Source organism: Mesorhizobium sp. M7A.F.Ca.ET.027.03.2.1 (assembly GCF_003999175.1).
GTDB lineage: Bacteria > Pseudomonadota > Alphaproteobacteria > Rhizobiales > Rhizobiaceae > Mesorhizobium.
This window is the reverse complement of record NZ_RZOM01000698.1, coordinates 1-3,317: the sequence shown is the minus strand read 5'-3', so window position 1 is coordinate 3,317 and position 3,317 is coordinate 1. Positions and strand designations below refer to the sequence as shown.

Below are 3,317 nucleotides of genomic sequence, written 5' to 3'. Positions count from 1 at the left end.
TCCCCCGACCCTGCGACTGTCATGCCAGCGTCGGTACCGTCACCCGCAGCCGGTCCAGAGCCCGCCGATCCGACCGACGCCGCCATGACCAGAACACGTCGACAGCTCGACCTGATCGACCAGATGCTTGGAGCCGCCCCCAAATGACCACCAGCCTCGGCTCGGCTTTGCCAGGATTTGCCTCCACGCGCGCGACGTCGGAGCAGCCGGCCGCGAACGGCAGGAACGATGACGCCGGCTTCGGCAAGATGCTGCGCGACGATGCCGGTGCTGCCCGCCCGGAACGGCAGCCGTCGACAGAGGCGGGATCGCGCGACCAGCACTGGAGCAAGCTCGCTGCCGGCCTTGCCGGGCATGACGCCAAGGCCGAACCAGCATCGGCCGAGCCCGCAAGGACCATCTCGGCCAAAGTGGCAAACGTGAAAGCCGGCAAGGACGATTTGGAAGCAAACGCGAAGGCCCACGCTGAAGAGACGGCGCCGGACGCCGAGCCGCTTCAGGACGACCTGCCGCTGCTGATCGCGTTTCATGACCTGCGGCATTTCTCGACAACGGCCAAGGCAGCCGGGGGCAATACGATGACCGGCGAGAATCCGTCGGACCCGGCGCTCGATGGGCAGGCTTCACTGCCAAAGACCTACCGGCCAAAATCCGCGGGCGGACGCGAAGCACTCGAAACCATGCCGAAGCCGGAGCAGGCGTCGATCGTCGACGGACCTTTGACGGCGCTTGACGGTCAGTCACTGAGCGCTGCCTCCAGCGCGCCAAAACGCGACGCCGCGGCGGCGGCCCAGAAGCTGCCGGACGCACCGGCCGCCGATGTGCCCGGCGTGCGGTCGAAGCACGCCGCGAATGCGATGAAGAGCATCGAGGATGTCCAGTCCTCGATGCGTCCAGAAGCGGGAAAACAGTCGCTGTCCACTGCGCGCATCGACGTCGTCTCGGAACGGAGCTTCCCCGCACCGCCGCAGAGTCCCATCAGCCAGGCAGCCCTCAATGTGATCAACGCCATAGCCGCCGACGCCGGGCCGCAAAAGGCGCTTTCAGCCTCACCCACGTCCGCCCATCTGGCCAGCTCTGTTGCCGTTCCGACACATGTGTTGAAGATCGAACTCCACCCCGCCGAACTCGGCATGGTGACGGCCAATCTTCGCCTCTCCGGGGAACAACTTTCGATTGAGCTGAAGCCTGAAACGCACGACGCTTATCGTCGGCTGTCGGCCGACAGCGAGGCCATCGTCAAGTCGCTGCGGGGGCTCGGCTTCGAGGTTGACAAGGTCACGATACTGCAACCTTCGGTAGCAGTTCCCGCTACAACCCGGGCGGATGCAACCGCTCCTATGGCGGCGGCGACAGGCCGCGATCCAGCATCCTTTCAACCGGGGAATTCGGGCAGCGGCAATGGTGGAGCCGGCGGCCAGCAACCGGGCCAGCAATCCTCAGGGAAACGCAACGATGACGCGCAGGACTACGGCCGCGGCACTTCGCCTGCTCGCGAGCGCGCTGGCGGCGATATCTTTATCTAGCGCGGCAAACGCCGCCGCAGCCGCGGCCAATCCCTGCGAGCCGGAGATCCTGCGCGCCGCCGATCGTTATGGCGTGCCCGCCGGCATCCTCTATGCCGTTGGCCTGACGGAGACTGGAAACAAGGGCAGCCTTCAACCCAATGCCTTGAATATAGAAGGAAAAGCAGTCTTTCCGAGGAGCCGAACCGAGGCCCTTGCCGCCTTCGCCAATGCCCGGCGCGAGGGCAAGACCCTGATCGATCTGGGCTGCATGCAGATCAATCACCACTACCACGCATCGCATTTTCGCAGCGTCGAGGACATGCTCGACCCACGCCAGAACGTCGACTATGCGGCGCGCTTCCTGGCCAGCCTTCATGCCCGTCACGAGACCTGGTCTATGGCCGTGGCCCGCTATCATGCCGGTCCCGACAACGACCCGGCGCAGAAGATCTATGTCTGCCGCGTCATTGCCAACATGGTCGCCACCGGCTTTGGAAAATGGACCGCGAACGCCCGCGGCTTCTGCAACCCGTAAGCGCATTTCCCGTTACTAATAGACCAACCGTACAACCCGAATTGTCGGTTTGACTTGGTCAGAACTTGCCGCCGAAAGCACATCTGGCCGCCCGCTAATGCAACCGAAACGATTCCAGACTCCCAAGAAACTAGCTACAAGAAATGACGGTTGTTCAGGATTCTCGCCAGCGGATACGCCTCTCTTCACGGGGCAAATGATTTGATTCGGAAGGCGGGGCCGATGATTGTGATCGTTGACGAGCGCGAGCTCGTAACAGAGGGATACAATTCACTTTTCGATCGTGAGGGCATCGCCTGTGCAGGCTTTGCGTCCGGCGAATTCGGTGAGTGGGTGAACTCTGCCGCGGACACCGATCTGCGCTCGGTCCGGGCCTTCCTCATCGGCGACTGCCGTGAAGGCTCCATCTCTCCGCGCCAGATCCGCGACCGCACCGGCGCCCCGGTGATTGCGCTCAGCGAACAGCATTCGCTGGAGAACACGCTCCGGTTGTTCGAGAGCGGCGTCGACGACGTCATTCGCAAGCCCGTCCATATCCGCGAGATCCTGGCCCGCATCACCGCCATCCGCCGCCGCGCCCAGGAAGACGTCGCCTACACCGAGATCGGCGCCATGCGCATCTTCATGGATGGCCGCGACCCCGAGATCGACGGTCAGCCCCTCCCCCTGCCGCGCCGTGAACGCCGCATCCTCGAATATCTGGCGAGCAATCGCGGGCGCCGTGTCACCAAGACCCAGGTTTTCAACGCCATCTACGGCATCTTCGACGAAGAGGTCGAGGAGAACGTGGTGGAAAGCCACATCAGCAAACTGCGCAAGAAGCTGCGCGAGAAGCTGGGCACCGACCCGATCGATTCCAAGCGTTTCCTCGGCTACCGGCTCGTCTTCTGATGCAGCGCCGCGCCAGCCTCGCGCAAGAAAACATGCGTAGCCTCGTAGCCAGCAGCATGGACACAGCGGAGACGTTTCGATGAGCCTCTACGGAATGATGCGGACCGGCGTTTCCGGCATGAACGCCCAGGCAAACCGCCTATCGACGGTCGCCGACAACATCGCCAATTCCGACACCACCGGCTACAAGCGCTCCTCCGCCGAATTCTCGACGCTGGTCATGCCGTCGACCGGCGGTGCCTACAATTCTGGCGGCGTCACCACGACGATCCGCCAGGCGGTCAGCGATCCGGGTGTGCTTCAGTACACGACCTCGGTTTCCGACCTTGCCGTCAGCGGCGATGGCTTCTTTGTCGTCCAGGATCCGAGCGGCACCCCCTACC

Annotated in this window: 4 protein-coding genes; all 4 read left to right on the top strand. The window is 63.6% G+C overall.

Annotated features, from left to right (window positions below; genetic code table 11):
- Positions 1 to 143 precede the first annotated feature (143 nt).
- Positions 144 to 1,526 (top strand): flagellar hook-length control protein FliK, encoded by a 1,383-nt coding sequence (locus EN750_RS25150; RefSeq protein ID WP_127398111.1) that lies wholly within the window; start codon positions 144 to 146, stop codon positions 1,524 to 1,526.
- Entirely contained in the window at positions 1,456 to 2,043 is a 588-nt protein-coding gene (locus EN750_RS25145) for a transglycosylase SLT domain-containing protein (RefSeq protein WP_050592657.1), read from the top strand. Before EN750_RS25150 ends, EN750_RS25145 begins: the two co-directional genes overlap by 71 nt.
- 222 nt (positions 2,044 to 2,265) lie before the next feature.
- Complete coding sequence (locus tag EN750_RS25140; protein WP_013529780.1) at positions 2,266 to 2,934, top strand: response regulator transcription factor; 669 nt, start codon at positions 2,266 to 2,268, stop codon at positions 2,932 to 2,934.
- Between the two features lie 79 nt (positions 2,935 to 3,013).
- The coding region (locus tag EN750_RS25135) for a flagellar hook-basal body complex protein (RefSeq protein WP_127398109.1) at positions 3,014 to 3,317 on the top strand (304 nt) is incomplete at its 3' end.

Coding starts and splice junctions, on each gene's coding strand:
- EN750_RS25150 (WP_127398111.1), top strand. CDS start 144: ATGACCACCAGCCTCGGCTCGGCTTTGCCAGGATTTGCCTCCACGCGC.
- EN750_RS25145 (WP_050592657.1), top strand. CDS start 1,456: ATGACGCGCAGGACTACGGCCGCGGCACTTCGCCTGCTCGCGAGCGCG.
- EN750_RS25140 (WP_013529780.1), top strand. CDS start 2,266: ATGATTGTGATCGTTGACGAGCGCGAGCTCGTAACAGAGGGATACAAT.